A 14,006-nucleotide genomic window follows, 5' to 3' on the forward strand; every position below is an offset into this window, starting at 1 on the left:
GGGGCCGTCACCTCGACTCGTAGGCGTTCATGGCGTCCCTGACGGCGGGGGAGAAGAAATCGGGTCCGATGGCGTCCGAGTGGGCGAGGCCCTCCGGAGAGAGCCTGAGCCGCCGCGTCCCCGCGTCCTGGAGCCAGCCGCGCCGGGCGAGGACGTCCAGCTCCGCGGCGAAGTCGTCGGCGGGATCGGTGCCGAAACGCCGCCGGTAGTCACCGGTGGCCAGTCCCTCGGCCTGGAGCAGTGACTGCAGCAGATGCCGCCGTCGCGCTTCGTCCTCGTCCACCGGCCGGCCGTGCAGGGCGCGCGAGAAGTCCTCGGTGGCGCTGTAGTCGTCGATGATGGCACGCACCTCCCGCATCGACACGGCGTAGTCGAAGGAGTAGTGCAGGGTCGAGGTGTACGACCGTGCCCCGCAGCCCAGTCCGATCATGCCGTCGGTCTGGCACGCGTAGTCGTCCGGCCCCTGCGGGGGCGCGTCGGCGCGGCGGAACATGCGCATCGACACCTGCTCGTAGCCCTCGGACAGCAGATGGTCGCGGCCCTCGCGGTAGCGGCGCAGCCGCTGCTCGTCCCAGTCGCGGTCGGCGGTCCGCGCGTCCGCGTGGCGGCCCAGGCCGGTCAGCGGACGGATGTAGAGCGGGTAGAGGTAGATCTCCTCCGGCCGCCAGGCGAGGGCGGCGTCGAGTGAGTACCGCCAACTGGCCGCGGTCTGGCCGTCGATGCCGTAGATCAGGTCGATGTTGAGGACCGGGACGGCCGACTCCCGTATCCGGGTGAGCGCGGCCTCGACGTCGGAGCGCCGCTGCGGGCGTACGGCGGCACGGGCCTCCTCCTCGACGAAGCTCTGCACCCCGAGGCTGAGACGGGTGGCGCCGCGCCGGACCAGGACGGCGAGCCGGTCGGCGCTCGCCGTCGCGGGCGACGCCTCCACGGACAGGGGGACGGACCGCAGGTCCGCGCCCATGTCCCGCTCCGCGATGTCGCAGAGGCGCTCCAGCTCCGCGGCCTCCAGGAAGGTGGGCGTGCCGCCGCCGAAGGCCGCGTTGACGAACCGCGGCGACGGTTCGTCCCCGAGCGCCTCGCGTACGGCGACGGCCTGCCGGCTCAGGGCGTCGAGGTAACGGCCGGTCAGACCGTCGGGGGCACCGACACGGGTGAACAGGTTGCAGAAGCCGCAGCGCACCTCGCAGAACGGTATGTGCAGGTACAGCGAGAGCGCCTGCCGTGATTCGCCCGCCCACAACCGGTCGAGCGCGGGCCGCGGGTCGAGCGGCCGGTAGGCGGTCTTGTGCGGATAGGCGTACACATAGCTCTGGTAGGGGCGGGGCACGGTGTGCGCCGCGGCCACGGGGGCGACGGTCATGCGGAGGGCTCCAGGAAGAAGTGACTGTAGGGGACGGTCCACACGGCCTCGTGGCCCAGCCGGTGGCCGGTGTAGCCGTCGTCCCCGTACGCGGTGCCGTGGTCGGAGCAGACGATGGCGAAGCAGCGGCGGCGTGCGGACATCGCGGCGAACAGCCGTCCGACATGGCGGTCGACGTACTCCAGCGCGGCGGCGTGGGTGAGGCGGCTGTCACCGGCCTCCCGGGTGGCGCCCTCCAGATGGAACCAGTTCGGCTGGTGCAGCGCGGAGACGTTGAGGAAGAGGAACAGCCGCTGTCGCGCGGGCAGTTCGGACACGACCTTCTCGGCCCGGGCCACCTGGGCCTCGAAGGACGTCGGCGAGGCCACGGAGAACTCCGGTTCCCAGTGGCTCTCCTGGAAGAGACCGGGCAGGACCTCCCCCAGGGCTCCCTGCTTGTTGAAGAAGCCGACACCGCCGATGCACACGGTGCGGTAGTCACGGGCGGCCAGCGCCGACACGAAGTCCGGGGTGTCGAAGACGAAGGTACGGTCCTCGGTCGTCTCGCTGCCGGCGAACCGCGCCGCGAACAGCCGCGGATGAGGCCCCTGGGAGGCCGGGGTGGGCAGGAACCCCGCGAACATCGCCTGGTGGGACGCGTAGGTGAAGCTGCCCGGAGCATGCCGCTTCTCCCAGACACCCCCCGGCAGGTACGCCGCCAGATTCGGCAGCCTGCCCGCCGCCGCGAGTTCGACGGCGACGTCGTGGCGCAGCGTGTCGAGGGTGAGCAGCAGAAGGTCGTCCCGGCCCACCACCTCGTTCATGTCGGGCGTCGGGAGCGTGCCGGCCGGCGCCGCCGTACGGGCGCCGGTGGGCGGTTCAGAGTGAGGCATGGAGTGTCCTTGAACGGTGGTGCGGTGAGGGCGCGGGCCGTGGCACGAACCGGGCGGGCCACCCCGGACCGAGGGCCGCGATCTGGGTGGCGTAGGTGTCCAGCCCCTCGGCGGGGCCGCCCGGCAGACCGGTGAGCCGGGGCAGCAGGTCACCGAACGCGTTGACCTCCCCGACGGCGAACCGGCGCCAGCCGACGGCGGGCAGGAGGTCGACGCCCACGCACAGGGTCGCCGGGAAGCAGGCGGCGGCCTGTTCGCAGATGCCGAGCGCCTGGGCCCACCGGTCTCCGGCCAGGGCCCGGACGGCGGACAGGTCACCGCGGGTGCCACCGAGATGGAGATTGGTGAGGGGGAAGCGGCTGGTGCGGACGACGGCGTGGGTGGCCCGGCCCGCCACCACGAGGACCCGCAGGTCCGCCGACCGGTTGCCCAGCGACGCCTTCGGCAGCCAGCGTTCGATGTGCAGTCCGTCCGGTGCGAGCCGGTCCACGATCGCGGCGACCTCGGACTCGTCGGAGTAGTGGCGTACCCGCAGCGAGTTGTGCAGCCGGCCGTCCGCGACCTCCACGGAGGTCGTCGCCCGGACGCGTCCCGCCGTCGTCGTCTCCACCGCCAGCACGCCGGATGCGGACGAGCCGTGCGCGAGCTTCACGAACGCCCGCCGCAGGCCCGCCTCCGCCATCCGGGACCGCACCTGCGACCAGTCCCCGGCGGGAGCGGCGCCGCCCGAGGTCGGGGAGACCGGCACCGGTACGCCCGCACCTTGCAGGCGGGCGTGGCAGAGCCGCTTGTCGAACAGGACGGCCAGATCCTCCGGCGCGTCGAGCCGGCGCCCGCCGCGCAGCGAGGCGACGCCGTCGAGGAAGCGTGCGTACCAGCGCGCGGAGCCCTCCACCCGGGTGGGATCGTCCACGCCGCGCAGCAGGCGGTCCACCTCCGCGTTCTCCCCCGGCGAGTCCAGGCGGACGATCTCGTCGTCGGCGAACGCGTGTCCGCCCTCACGCAGCACGTCACGCCACTCGACCACGCGAGGCGATCCGTGGCCGGCGGCCTCGGCCGCCGCGCTGAACAGGGCGACCCTCCGGTTCTCGCCGTTGGCGACGACCGCCCACCGGGTCGGCCCGCCGCGCGCGTCCGCGCCGTCCGCTCCTGACACCCTTCCGTCCTCCGTCCGCCCGGTACCGACGTGTTACTCGCCCACCGCCACGAAGCGCCAGACGGTCCCGTCCTCCTCCTCGTCGGCATCGGCGTCGTCTTGATCGGCGCGGACCTCCACCCCGTGCGGCTCCAGCGTCTCCAGCAGACGCGAACGGACGCCCGCACTGAGGTAGTTGTGGTGCAGGTCGAGCGATTTCAGGTGCGTCAGCGGCTGCCCCGACAGCAGGGCCGTCGCGCCGTCGTCGGTGAGGACGCCCATGGACACGTCGAGGGCGTCGAGACGGGCCACCACGGGTGCCGACGCCAGCGCCGAACAGATGGCGTCCTGGATCTCGCTGTTGCGCAGGGCCAGGTGCTTCAGTGCGGGCAGGCGGGTCCCGGCGAAGAAGGGCTCCAGGTCGCCGAGCTCGCTGTCGCCGCCGTACTCGGAGGTGCCCAGCCACAGGTCGAGATGGACGAGCGCCGGCAGATCGCTCCCGGCGACTCCCCGTACGGCCTCGACGGGCATACCGCCGGTCTCCACCGTCAGCCTGCGCAGCCCCTCGTGTCGGACGACGGGGAAGACCAGCTGGTTGCCCCCGCGGACGCCGAACTCCTCCAGCCGGGGAAAGGCCTCCAGCACGGGAGAGACGTCGCCCTGGACGATCCAGGAGATCTCGCACTCCTCCATCACGATGTCCGCGAGGAATATCGCGCGCAGCTCGGGCAGCCGGTCGCGGGCCGCCACGAGAGCCTCGATCACCTCCGTCGGAGGGTTGTCGTAGGCATCGCTCCAGGCGCCCGCGATCAGGGCCCGCACACGCGTGGTGTCAACTGCGTCGAGGAACCGGGCGAAGGCCTCGGGCCATGACTCCCGGCTCTCGTAGGAGTCCACGGCCACCCGCCAGGCGACGGTCTCAGGAGACGGAAGAGCGGAGGCCCGCAGGGGTTTGTCTGCCGCGTCCGGGAAGGTGAACGCCGGCAGTCCGTGAAACTCCTGCAGGTGGCTTCCGATGGTCATGCGCGCCCGCTCCTTCGTGCATCTGGTCGGTGGTACGACGGTCGTGATGGTGCCTGGTGCGCGCGGACCGCATTCCCAGGTACCGGAGTTCTACCAAGTCCCACTGACAACCTCGCGCGGCGGGGGAGTGTCAGTGCCCGCCTCTACGGTTCTCCCATGGCACGCGTGGTGCCTCGACGGAGGGAGACGCATGTACCGGCAAGGGGATGTCCTCATGGTGTCGTTGGCACCGGACGCGGTACCCGCGGGAGCGGTCGACGCGCCGTCCGAGCCGCGGGACGGCCGCGGCAGGCTCGTCCTCGCGCTGGGTGAGGTCACCGGTCACGCACATGCGGTGGTGGGCCCCGGGCGGCTGATCAGAGAGGCCGGCGTGTTCGGGCCCATGCTGCTGCACGTGCCGGACGGAGCACGTGTCGTCCACGAGGAACACGCGGCGATATCCCTCCCGAAGGGCTGGTACCGGGTCGTCAGGCAGCGGGAGTACGTGCCGGGCTCGGTGCGGATCGTCGCCGACTGAACCCGTGGGGGCGTGAGCACGCTCGCGGGGTGGTGACCCGCATCCGCGGGTGCTCGCCTCCGTGCCACCTCCCGGTGGTGCGAGGCGACGAGCGCGGCGACAAGGACGGGCCGGGCGGCCGGAGCGGGACGTGACCGGGCCGCGCCGAAGGACGTGGGAAGAGAACGAACATGACGGACATGGGTAGTTGGCGTGCGGTGGCGGCGGCCACGGGAGCCGCGGACCGAGCCGCGGCCGAGGAGGGGGTCCGGCTCGCCTACCGGCGCGCGGGTCTGACGGGACCCGATCGCGTGGTGTGGGTGCGCTCTCCGCGTGAGGCGGTTCGGGTGCTCATGGGCGCGGCGGGTCCGGACGGGGTGGCGCTGACGCCGGACGAGCCCGGCGCGAGCGTGCGCCACGCGGTGTTGAGCGTGCCGTGGGCAGCCGAACGGGAGCGGCTCCACCGGCGGTTGGGACCGCAGGGATGGAGTGGGCACTGGCATGCCACGGGGGCCGGCCTGTGGGAGTCGACCCGCATCCTGGTGGACCGGATCCGTGCGGGAGTCGTCGAGCAGGCGGCCACCGGCAGGGAGGAGGAGACCCGGGTCCGGCTCCTGCTGCTCGACGCCGCTCTCGGCCAGCACGACGCGGCCTGGCTGTCCGCGTTCGACACGGACGGCTCGGGCCCGCTGGGCGGCGCGGCCATGGTGGCCCGCGCGGCCGGCTGGTGGTGGCCCTACGAGCGGGTGGCGGTCCTCTGCGAGCGGCCCACCGAGCTCCACCGCGACGAGGCGGCCCGTCTCGACCGAGGCGACGGACCGGCGCTCCGGTACGAGGACGGCTTCGAGCTGTACGCCTGGCGGGGCATGCCCGTCCCGGGGGAGTTCCTCGACGAACTGGCCTCGCTCGACCCGAAGCGCATCCGTGACGAGGAGAACGCCGAACTCCGCCGTGTGATGCTGGAGTTCTACGGCTACGACCGGTATCTCGCGGAGTCGGAGGCGGTCCCCGTGCACCGGGACGAGACCGGCGTCCTGTGGCGGCTCGAACTCCTCGGGGACGAGGACGTGGTGATGGTGGAGGTCGTCAACTCCACTCCTGAACCTGACGGTACGAGCCGCACGTACTGGCTGCGCGTCCCGCCGACGACACGCACGGCCCGCGAGGGGGTGGCCTGGACGTTCGGCGTCGCGGCCGAGGCCTACCAGCCGCTCCGGCAGACCTGAGCCGACCCGCCTGCCGCCGTTCCCGAGCGTGTGGCCGACCCGTCGGGACCGGTGGGCCGGCCCCCGTCGGTCAGTCGTCGGGGCGCGCACGACGTCGGAACGGCTCGTGGGCTGCCGCGTGCGGCGTCCGGGTGCGGAGGCGGCGCAGCATCCGGGCGTCCTCGAAGCCCACCTGCCGGGCCGCCGATTCCACCGTGGCGCCATGGCCGATCAGATGCTCGGCGCGTTCGACCCGCAGTGTCTGCTGGTAGCGCAGCGGGGTCAGACCGCCGGTGGCGCGGTGGAAGAGCCGGGTCAGGGTGCGCTCGCTGACGCCCGCGCCCGCGGCCAGGCCGGCGAGCGGCAGCGGTTCGGCGAATCGCACGTCGATGAGGTCCTGGACGCGGTGGACGGCCTCGTCCAGGTGGGACCGGTGCCGCAGCATGGCGCTGGACTGGGGCTCGTCGCCGTTGCGGCGCGCGTACACGACCATGTCCCGTGCCACCTGGGCGGCGAGCGCGGGACCGTGACGGACGGCCAGCAGGTGCAGTGCCAGGTCGATGCCGCTGGCGATGCCCGCCGAGGTCACCACCCGGTCGTCGGTCGTGAACAGCACGTCCCGTACGACGAGGGCGCGGGGGTGACGGGCGGCCAGTTCGTCCTGGTGGTCGTGGTGCGTGGTGCACCTGCGTCCGTCGAGCAGTCCGGCCCGCCCCAGCGCCTCCGCCCCGGCGCACACGCTGGCGACGGTGCCCCCGGCTGCATGGTGGTCGCGCAGCCGTTGCGAGGCGGCGGGGCTCAGCGCCGGGCCGCCGCCCAGCGTCCGCGTCCGCCAGCCCGGCACCACCATCAGGTCGTCGTCGGTCAGCTCCGGCCACCGGGTCCGTGCGACCAGGGGCAGACCCTGGGCGCTGAGCACCTGCTCGCGCTCGGCCACGTACTCGATGCGGTAGGGCTGCCCGAAGTCCGCCGCGGTGCTGAAGGCCTGCGCCGGTCCGGCCAGGTCGAGAAGGTGGACACCGGGCAGCAGGACGAAGACGACGAGGCTCACGTCTGTGAGGGTGCCGGCTCCGACTCCAGTTCGGCCACCGTGGCGATCCGCGCGAAGCGGTCGCGCAGGACCGCCTCGGTGCGTTCGATGATCGCCTCGGCGCTGAGGTCACCGATGGGATTGGTCGTGGTGGCGTCGGTGACGAAGACCATCCGGTATCCGAGGTCGCTGCCGACCCGGGTCGTGGTCTCCACGCACTGCTCGGTGCGGATTCCGCAGACCACCAGTTCGCGCACCCCCGCCTCGGTCAGCAGCTGCTGCAGGTTGGTGGTGGTGAAGGCGTTGTGGGAGGTCTTGTACAGGACCGGCTCGCCCGGCTCCGGACGATCCAGTTCCTCCAGCAGACGGACGTGCCCCTGGGCGGGGTCGAACACGTCGCCGCTGCCCGGTTCCGAGTGCAGGACCCAGACGACGAGGTCGCCGCCCGTGCGGGCGAGGGCGACCAGCCGGTTGACCGGTTCGGCGATCCCCGGATGGGCGATCTGCTTCCACAGCGGGCGAGCCCGGAAGGACTCCTGGACATCGATGACGATCAGCGCTCTGCTCATGTCACCGATGGTGACCTGGAACGACGCCCGGACCATAGACCTGATCCGGGCCGGTACCGGAACGATCCGGTCACGCCTGCCGGACCGCGCGCCGCGTGCTCCGTATCCGGCCCGGACGGGAGGCGGCGGGCGGAGGCGGCAGGGGGACGCGGTCCGCGGCTCAGGGGTTGTTTCTCAGCGGGCGCAGTACGGCGGCGCCGACACGCATGAGCGCGGACACGGGCGGCCCCACCCATCGGTTGAACTCGCGCGGCACGGCGGGGTCGACCTCGATGGTCAACCGGATGTACCGGGCGTCCAGATGGGTGACCCTGAGCGGACGGGGGGAGGCGGCGCCGGGTTCACGCTGGAGCGCCGCCCGGTAGGTGTCTTTGCGCTGGTTCACGGCTTGTCCTGACGTTTGATGAGTTCGTCCGCGAGGTCCATGTAGGCCGAGCCCTTGACGTCGACCGCGCTGCCGAAGGACTGGGAGTACAGGTCCAGCCGTGGAATGTGGGTGGCCAGCACGTCGAAGCCCCGTTCGGTGAGAGCTTCGCGGGCGTCGGCGTCCGGACCGGTGCGCGTGGCGTCGGGGCGGTTGGTGCGGTTCAGCAGGACGGCGGCGCGGGCCGGGTGCGAGCGCAGGGACTGTACGTCCCTCATCTCACCGCCGATGGGCGCCATGCGGTCCAGCTCGATGGGCGCCGGGGTGAGCGGCACGATCCAGTCGCTCGCGTACCTCATGATGCTGCGGGCGATGTGCGCGTGGTCCTCCAGCTGGGGGGCGTCGAAGACCACGGCCTGCCGGCTGCCGAGGAAGTCGTTCACGCGCCGGTGGACGTCACCCACCGGAAAGGCGATCACCGGGAACGGGAAGCCCCCCGCGAGTTCGCTCCAGCGCAGGGCGGAGGAGGCGGGGTCACTGTCCACCAGCAGCGGGGAGACGCCCAGCTCGTGCAGTGCGTGGGCCAACCAGACCGCGCTGGTCGTCTTTCCCACTCCGGGTTTGAGATTCACGAAGGCGTAGCTCAGCGTCACAGGACGCAACGCTAGTGGCCGCGAACGGCGGGCTGCCGTCGGCGCGGCACATGTCGGCTTCTTTCACCCTGTGACGGCATGAATCATTCGTAGGGGCTAACGCCGACCCTGGGTCACGAAGGGCTCTTTGTCCGACCTCCGTGAGGGCGCCGGCTTCGCGGCGGGCGACCGTCACGGCCCGGTGTCCCTTCGGTAACCCCCTTCACATGACGCACATATGGCGTGCGAGGATGCGGATTCCGGTAGAGCGTACCGGCGTAGAGGGGAACATCATTGAAAACAAGGAAACTGAGCCGTAAGCGGAGACGCGCGACCATAGTCACGGCGGCGGCTGCCTCGGTCGTCGCCGGCGCGGCTCTGCTGCCCAACTGGAGCGCGGGCGCGGCGGGTGTCGCCGACGATCCCGCGGTCGACGCGTCGACCAAGGCCACCTTCCAGCGGCTGGCGGACGCGGTCTTCACCGACCGTACGGACGCCCTGGTCGACAACGGGAAGAGCAAGCAGGGCACCTCGAAGGCGTCCCGGTTCTCCGGCGACGTGCGGCTGTCCTCCACGCAGTCGCGTGACGAGAACTCCGCGCTGTCGCAGCTGCGGGGCCGGAAGTCCCGTCTGGCGTCGCTCGGCGAGAAGTACAGCTCGGCCGACACGAGCGTCTCGCTGGACCGCACGCGCGTGAAGGGCCGCCACGCCACGGTCGCCGTCACCGAGACCACGACCCTGACGTACAAGAAGGTCCGCGGCAACGAGCCGAAGACCACCGGCTTCCAGGCTCATCACGAGCTGACGTTCAAGGCCGACCACAACGGCGACTGGCAGCTCACCAACGTCCGTGACACCGATGACGGCGTCGCGGTCAACCAGGTCGCCAGCCCGCAGGTCGCCAAGCCGGCCACCGCCGCCGACGACAGTCCGCCGGAGGCGACCCGTTCGGCCATCACGTTGCCGGCACCGGCCAAGGCGAAGAAGCTCACCGGCACCGGTTACGACTACAAGGCCATGGCGGCGTACGCGGCGAAGTACTGGAACAAGTACAACTCCGCCTACCCGGACTTCAACGGTCACGGTGCCGGCGGTGACTGCACCAACTTCGTCAGCCAGACCCTGAAGGCCGGCGGCTGGAAGCACGTTCCCGGCTACACGAACGACTTCCACAAGTGGTTCGGCAACGCCGACATCCAGTCGGACTCGTTCGTCGGGGTCAACGAGTTCTCGTGGTTCGCCCTGTCGTCCAAGCGCGTCACCAGCCTCGCCAACGTCTACCAGCTGGACGTGGGCGACGTGCTGCAGATGGACTTCAACAAGGACGGCGAGAAGGACCACAGCATGATCGTCACCTACCGCAGCCCGCAGGGCGTGCCGTACGTGACGTACCACTCCACCAACACCTACAACAGGTCGGTGGCGAGCATCATCGCGTCGTACCCGAACGCTGCGTACTACGCGTACCGCACCTGAGCGGTCTGATCCCGGAGCGGGAGCCGGCCCTCAGGGTCCGGCTCCTCGCTCTGTCGGCGGCGGACCGCGACGGTCGGCTTCGCGTGTGTCCCGGGGTCAGTTCCGGCCGGGCCGTGCGCCCGTCGGCGGGAACGCGAGACCGGTCGGGGTGTTGAGGTCCCTGGACGGCAGCGTGACCTGTCCGCCGCCCGTCTCCCGGACCCGTACCACCCGGTTGTTGAAACCGTCGGCCACGTAGAGGCCGCCGTGGCAGTCGAGCGCGAGCCCCAGCGGGTCGTTCAGACCGGTCACGGGAACCGTGCTCTGCCCGCCACCGCGCGCGGACACCCTCACCACCCGGTTGTTGCCGCTGTCGGAGATGTAGAGGTCCCCCGCCGCGTTGAGCGCGAGACCGGTCGGCTGGGAGAGGCCGACGGTGGGCACGGTGGTCTGGCCGCTCCCGTCCGCGGGCACCCTGACGACCCGGTCGTTGACGAAGTCGGAGACGTACAGGTCTCCGTCGGGGGCCAGTGCCAGACCCCAGGGGTGCAGCAGTCCCGTGGTGGGGACGGTCGTCTGACCGCCGCCGTCGGCGGGTACCTTCACCACGCGGTCGTTGAAGCTGTCCGCGATGTAGAGGTCGCCGACCGCGTCGGTGGCGAGCCCCAGCGGGCGTGACAGGCCGGTGGTGGGCACGGTGGACCGGACGCCCCTCGCGGACAGCTTCACCACCTGGTTGGCGCCCGTGTCGGAGACGTAGAGACTGCCGGCGTCGTCCCAGGTCAGACCGGTCGGACGGACCAGGCCTTCGAGCGGTACGGTCGTCTGACCACTTCGGTCCGCGGGCAGTCGCACCACCCGGTCGTTGCCGTAGTCGGACACGTACAGGGGCGGACGGGACCGTGGGCGTCCGCTGTCGTCCGACGCCGCGTCCGCCGGTCCGACCGGCAGCGCACAGAGCATCAGAAGGCCCGTCGCGGCGGCCAGTCGTCGCGTCCACCTCCGTTTCGCGCGGCCGGCGGAGGTCCAGGGCTCGCGCGTCCGGGATCCTGCCGAGGTGCGTTCCACGGCTCACTCACCTGTTCTGGCCGGCCGGCCCGTCGCCGTACCGGCCCGCGGAAACGGTCGGCGCCGAGCCAGGTCGTGGAGCGGCGCCGCTGGTACGACGGGCGGACCGGCACGGTCGGCACGGCCGTCCGACCCCTGCTCCGTCCGTCAACCGCCGACCCTAGGAAGGGCGGTGCCGGGGGGTACGGGAGCCACGCCACCGGCCGGCGCCGCGGCCACTCCAATGCCGGTCGACCCGGGCGCCGCAGGATCACGGCGGGGCGAGTGCGGCCTTGCCCGGTACCGGCCCGCCGAGTTCACGACGGGCTGCGCGGACGTGGTGTCTCGGCGGAGCGCGGGCGGGATTTTCGGCGCAATTACACTGTGTCCATGACTGACGCGACGCCGCCCGAGCCTCTCCATCCCGACGAGGAGGCGTTCATCCGGGCTCTGGGGCGGGTGATGGCCTACCTGCCTCGGGTCGTCGACGCGGACATGCTCGCGGAACAGCAGATCACCACATCCGAGTACATGGTGATGGTGCACCTCTCCGAGGCACCGGACAGCCAGTTGCGGATGAGTGAACTGGCCAACGAGTGCGGGCTCTCGCTGAGCGGCATGACCAGAATCGTGAACCGCCTGGAAGCCCAGTCGCTCGTCCTGCGGGTGAAGTCCCCCGAGGACGGCCGGGCGTGGCTCGCCGTCCTCACCGGATCGGGATGGACGCGGCTGAAGCAGACCTGGCCCACGAACCTCGCGAGTGTGCGGCGACACGTCTTCTCCCGGCTGGAGGGGTGCGACGTGGTCGCGGCCACCCGGGTGCTGGACCGCATCACGTCGGATCTCTGAGGATCCGCCGCCTGACCCGGTGTACGCGGCCCCCGCACCAGCCGAGGACGCCCCCGCCCGCCCCGGGCTCAGCCCTCGGCCAGCAGGTCCTCGAACGGGGTCGGCGACAGATACGGATCCTCGACGACAGGGGTGTCCCGGCGATGCACCTCACGGGCCAGCTCACCGGCGGCCCGTTCCGTCCGCTCCGCGAGCGACACCGCCGACGCGTGGCCGCTGCTCCAGTCCTCCGGCGCGGCGAAGACCCCGGTGGTCACCACGGCCGCGCGCAGAAAGGAGAAGAGCGGCCGCATCTCGTGGTCGAGCATGAGCGAATGCCGCGCCGTGCCTCCGGTGGCCGCCATCAGGACGGGCTTGTCCGCCAGCACGCCTTCGTCCAGCACGTCGGCGAACATCTTGAACAGGCCGCTGTACGAGGCGCCGAAGGTCGGCGTCACCGCGATCAGCCCGTCCGCCCGGGCGACCGTGTCCAGTACCGGACGCAGTTCCTCGGAGGGGTATCCGGTGATCATGTTGTTCAGCAGGTGATGACCGTAGGCGCGCAATTCGACGCTCTCCACGTCGACCTCGGCACCGAGCCGCTCCAGCTCGCGACGCGTCGCGGCGGCGAGGCGGTCGGCCAGCAGGAGAGTGGAGGACGGCTGCCTCAGTCCCGCCGAGACGACCGCGATGAGCCGCCGCCTCACGGCCGGGCCTCCCGGGCCGCCTTCAGCGAGGCGTGGGTCGGGGCCTCCGGCACGTGCGCGGGACGGCCCACCGCGAACTCCTTCCGCAGCACCTGTACGACCTCGCCCAGCATCTCGATCTGCTGGAGCACGGTCTCGCGGGGCAGTCCCAGGGCGTCGACGGCGAACAGCTGACGCTGGTAGTCACCGTCCGCGTGCTCACGGAACTCCAGGGTGCGCTCGACGACCTGCTGCGGACTGCCCACCAGCAGGGCGGTCCGGGCCGTGGTCTCCTCGAGCGAGGGACCGTTTCCCCACGCGGGGGAGTTGTCGAAGTACGGCCGGAACTCGCGGATCGCGTCCTGCGAGTTCCTCCGCATGAACACCTGCGCTCCCAGCCCGACGATCGCCTGGTCCGCCGGCCCGTGTCCGTGGTGCTCGTACCGTCTGCGGTAGAGCCCGACCATGCGTCGCACGTGCTCCTTCGGCCACAGCACGTTGTTCTGGAAGAAGCCGTCCCCGTAGTACGCGGCCTGCTCGGCGATCTCCGGGCTGCGGATGGAGCCGTGCCACACGAAGGGCGGTATGCCTTCCAGGGGCCGCGGGGTCGAGGTGAAGGACTGCAACGGGGTGCGGAACCGGCCCTCCCAGTCGACGGCCTCCTCACGCCACAACCGCCGCAGCAACGCGTAGTTCTCGACGGCCAGGGCGATTCCGTCGCGGATGTCCTTGCCGAACCAGGGGTAGACCGGCCCGGTGTTCCCGCGGCCCATCATCAGGTCGACCCGGCCGTCCGCGACGTGCTGAAGCATCGCGTAGTCCTCGGCGATCTTCACCGGGTCGTTGGTGGTGATCAGGGTCGTCGAGGTGGACAGCACGATTCTGTCCGTCCGGGCCGCCACATGTCCGAGCAGGGTCGTCGGGGACGACGGCATGAAGGGCGGGTTGTGGTGCTCGCCGATCGCGAAGACGTCCAGTCCCACCTGCTCGGCCAGTTCGGCGTATTCCAGGACCGCCTTGATCCGGTCGTACTCGGTGTCCTGTCGGCCGGTCGTGGGGTCGACGGCGACGTCTCCCACTCCGAAGATCCCGAACTGCATTTCGGTCCTGCTTCCGCCTTGAAATTGCTTAGGTGCGTCACGAAATTCGTCAGAGGCAATGAGTCCCGCCGAGAACTAACCGCCTGTTGACGCTGTATCGCTGTTTCGCCGTATTCATTTGCCGGATACGGCTTGGCCGCTGTACCGCGCTGCCACGGCCGCCTCGGACCCCTCTGCCGCGGGCGGTGGACGGCCGCGATC

At 71.2% G+C, this 14,006-nt stretch carries 15 protein-coding genes; 4 read left to right on the forward strand and 11 right to left on the reverse strand.

Annotated features, from left to right (window positions below; all coding sequences use genetic code 11):
• Window positions 1-7 precede the first annotated feature (7 nt).
• Genes ACFV2J_RS05145 through ACFV2J_RS05160 form a run of 4 tightly spaced genes read right to left on the reverse strand, consistent with a single transcriptional unit; the run spans window position 8 to window position 4,393 of the window.
• Window positions 8-1,363: an STM4012 family radical SAM protein gene (locus tag ACFV2J_RS05145; RefSeq protein WP_385087224.1), complete on the reverse strand. Its 1,356-nt coding sequence runs from the start codon at window positions 1,361-1,363 to the stop codon at window positions 8-10.
• Window positions 1,360-2,166: an STM4013/SEN3800 family hydrolase gene (locus ACFV2J_RS05150; protein WP_385087230.1), complete on the reverse strand. Its 807-nt coding sequence runs from the start codon at window positions 2,164-2,166 to the stop codon at window positions 1,360-1,362. The genes ACFV2J_RS05145 and ACFV2J_RS05150 overlap by 4 nt, the downstream gene beginning before the upstream one ends.
• A gap of 55 nt (window positions 2,167-2,221) precedes the next feature.
• Window positions 2,222-3,391: an STM4014 family protein gene (locus ACFV2J_RS05155; protein WP_385437391.1), complete on the reverse strand. Its 1,170-nt coding sequence runs from the start codon at window positions 3,389-3,391 to the stop codon at window positions 2,222-2,224.
• Window positions 3,392-3,424: 33 nt separating this feature from the next.
• A complete protein-coding gene (locus ACFV2J_RS05160; protein WP_385091193.1) occupies window positions 3,425-4,393 on the reverse strand; it encodes an STM4015 family protein in 969 nt (322 codons plus the stop codon).
• A 190-nt stretch (window positions 4,394-4,583) separates the two neighbouring features.
• Here ACFV2J_RS05160 and ACFV2J_RS05165 point away from each other — a divergent pair, with 190 nt between their 5' ends.
• The gene (locus tag ACFV2J_RS05165) at window positions 4,584-4,910 is read left to right on the forward strand and encodes a hypothetical protein (RefSeq protein ID WP_385091191.1); all 327 of its coding nucleotides are present in this window, start codon (window positions 4,584-4,586) and stop codon (window positions 4,908-4,910) included.
• 170 nt (window positions 4,911-5,080) lie between these two features.
• Complete coding sequence (locus ACFV2J_RS05170; protein WP_385091188.1) at window positions 5,081-6,115, forward strand: DUF6745 domain-containing protein; 1,035 nt, start codon at window positions 5,081-5,083, stop codon at window positions 6,113-6,115.
• 70 nt (window positions 6,116-6,185) lie between these two features.
• On the opposite strand, the gene ACFV2J_RS05175 is transcribed toward ACFV2J_RS05170, so the two are convergent.
• From ACFV2J_RS05175 to ACFV2J_RS05190, 4 genes are all read right to left on the reverse strand, one after another.
• Window positions 6,186-7,145, reverse strand: a complete 960-nt coding sequence (locus tag ACFV2J_RS05175) for a GlxA family transcriptional regulator (protein ID WP_385091185.1) — start codon at window positions 7,143-7,145, stop codon at window positions 6,186-6,188.
• A complete protein-coding gene (locus ACFV2J_RS05180) occupies window positions 7,142-7,693 on the reverse strand; it encodes a cysteine hydrolase family protein (RefSeq protein ID WP_385091182.1) in 552 nt (183 codons plus the stop codon). The genes ACFV2J_RS05175 and ACFV2J_RS05180 overlap by 4 nt, the downstream gene beginning before the upstream one ends.
• Window positions 7,694-7,853: 160 nt before the next feature.
• Entirely contained in the window at window positions 7,854-8,078 is a 225-nt protein-coding gene (locus ACFV2J_RS05185; RefSeq protein ID WP_385091179.1) for a hypothetical protein, read from the reverse strand.
• Window positions 8,075-8,710, reverse strand: a complete 636-nt coding sequence (locus ACFV2J_RS05190) for an AAA family ATPase (RefSeq protein WP_385091176.1) — start codon at window positions 8,708-8,710, stop codon at window positions 8,075-8,077. Before ACFV2J_RS05190 ends, ACFV2J_RS05185 begins: the two co-directional genes overlap by 4 nt.
• 273 nt (window positions 8,711-8,983) lie before the next feature.
• Here ACFV2J_RS05190 and ACFV2J_RS05195 point away from each other — a divergent pair, with 273 nt between their 5' ends.
• Window positions 8,984-10,165 (forward strand): amidase domain-containing protein, encoded by a 1,182-nt coding sequence (locus tag ACFV2J_RS05195; RefSeq protein WP_385437395.1) that lies wholly within the window; start codon window positions 8,984-8,986, stop codon window positions 10,163-10,165.
• A 96-nt stretch (window positions 10,166-10,261) separates the two neighbouring features.
• Here ACFV2J_RS05195 and ACFV2J_RS05200 read toward each other — a convergent pair whose 3' ends face one another.
• Window positions 10,262-11,212 carry a hypothetical protein gene (locus tag ACFV2J_RS05200; RefSeq protein ID WP_385091170.1) on the reverse strand — a complete coding sequence of 317 codons (951 nt, stop codon included), beginning with the start codon at window positions 11,210-11,212 and terminating at the stop codon, window positions 10,262-10,264.
• A 369-nt stretch (window positions 11,213-11,581) separates the two neighbouring features.
• On the opposite strand from ACFV2J_RS05200, the gene ACFV2J_RS05205 reads away from it, so the two are divergent.
• Window positions 11,582-12,040: a MarR family winged helix-turn-helix transcriptional regulator gene (locus tag ACFV2J_RS05205; RefSeq protein WP_385091167.1), complete on the forward strand. Its 459-nt coding sequence runs from the start codon at window positions 11,582-11,584 to the stop codon at window positions 12,038-12,040.
• A gap of 68 nt (window positions 12,041-12,108) precedes the next feature.
• Here the strand turns inward: ACFV2J_RS05205 and ACFV2J_RS05210 are convergent, their stop codons facing one another.
• Together ACFV2J_RS05210 and ACFV2J_RS05215 are read right to left on the reverse strand one after the other, a co-directional pair.
• Window positions 12,109-12,726, reverse strand: coding sequence for an FMN reductase (locus ACFV2J_RS05210; protein ID WP_385091164.1), 618 nt, complete (start codon window positions 12,724-12,726; stop codon window positions 12,109-12,111).
• Complete coding sequence (locus ACFV2J_RS05215; RefSeq protein WP_385091162.1) at window positions 12,723-13,805, reverse strand: CE1758 family FMN-dependent luciferase-like monooxygenase; 1,083 nt, start codon at window positions 13,803-13,805, stop codon at window positions 12,723-12,725. Before ACFV2J_RS05215 ends, ACFV2J_RS05210 begins: the two co-directional genes overlap by 4 nt.
• Window positions 13,806-14,006 lie beyond the last annotated feature (201 nt).

The organism is Streptomyces sp. NPDC059668 (assembly GCF_042734135.1).
Lineage (GTDB): Bacteria > Actinomycetota > Actinomycetes > Streptomycetales > Streptomycetaceae > Streptomyces.

Bases quoted from the DNA above. Each gene is read 5' to 3' on its own strand.
- ACFV2J_RS05150 (WP_385087230.1), bottom strand. From the start codon at position 2,166: ATGAACGAGGTGGTGGGCCGGGACGACCTTCTGCTGCTCACCCTCGAC.
- ACFV2J_RS05160 (WP_385091193.1), bottom strand. From the start codon at position 4,393: ATGACCATCGGAAGCCACCTGCAGGAGTTTCACGGACTGCCGGCGTTC.
- ACFV2J_RS05215 (WP_385091162.1), bottom strand. From the start codon at position 13,805: ATGCAGTTCGGGATCTTCGGAGTGGGAGACGTCGCCGTCGACCCCACG.
- ACFV2J_RS05180 (WP_385091182.1), bottom strand. From the start codon at position 7,693: ATGAGCAGAGCGCTGATCGTCATCGATGTCCAGGAGTCCTTCCGGGCT.
- ACFV2J_RS05205 (WP_385091167.1), top strand. From the start codon at position 11,582: ATGACTGACGCGACGCCGCCCGAGCCTCTCCATCCCGACGAGGAGGCG.
- ACFV2J_RS05145 (WP_385087224.1), bottom strand. From the start codon at position 1,363: ATGACCGTCGCCCCCGTGGCCGCGGCGCACACCGTGCCCCGCCCCTAC.
- ACFV2J_RS05170 (WP_385091188.1), top strand. From the start codon at position 5,081: ATGACGGACATGGGTAGTTGGCGTGCGGTGGCGGCGGCCACGGGAGCC.
- ACFV2J_RS05165 (WP_385091191.1), top strand. From the start codon at position 4,584: ATGTACCGGCAAGGGGATGTCCTCATGGTGTCGTTGGCACCGGACGCG.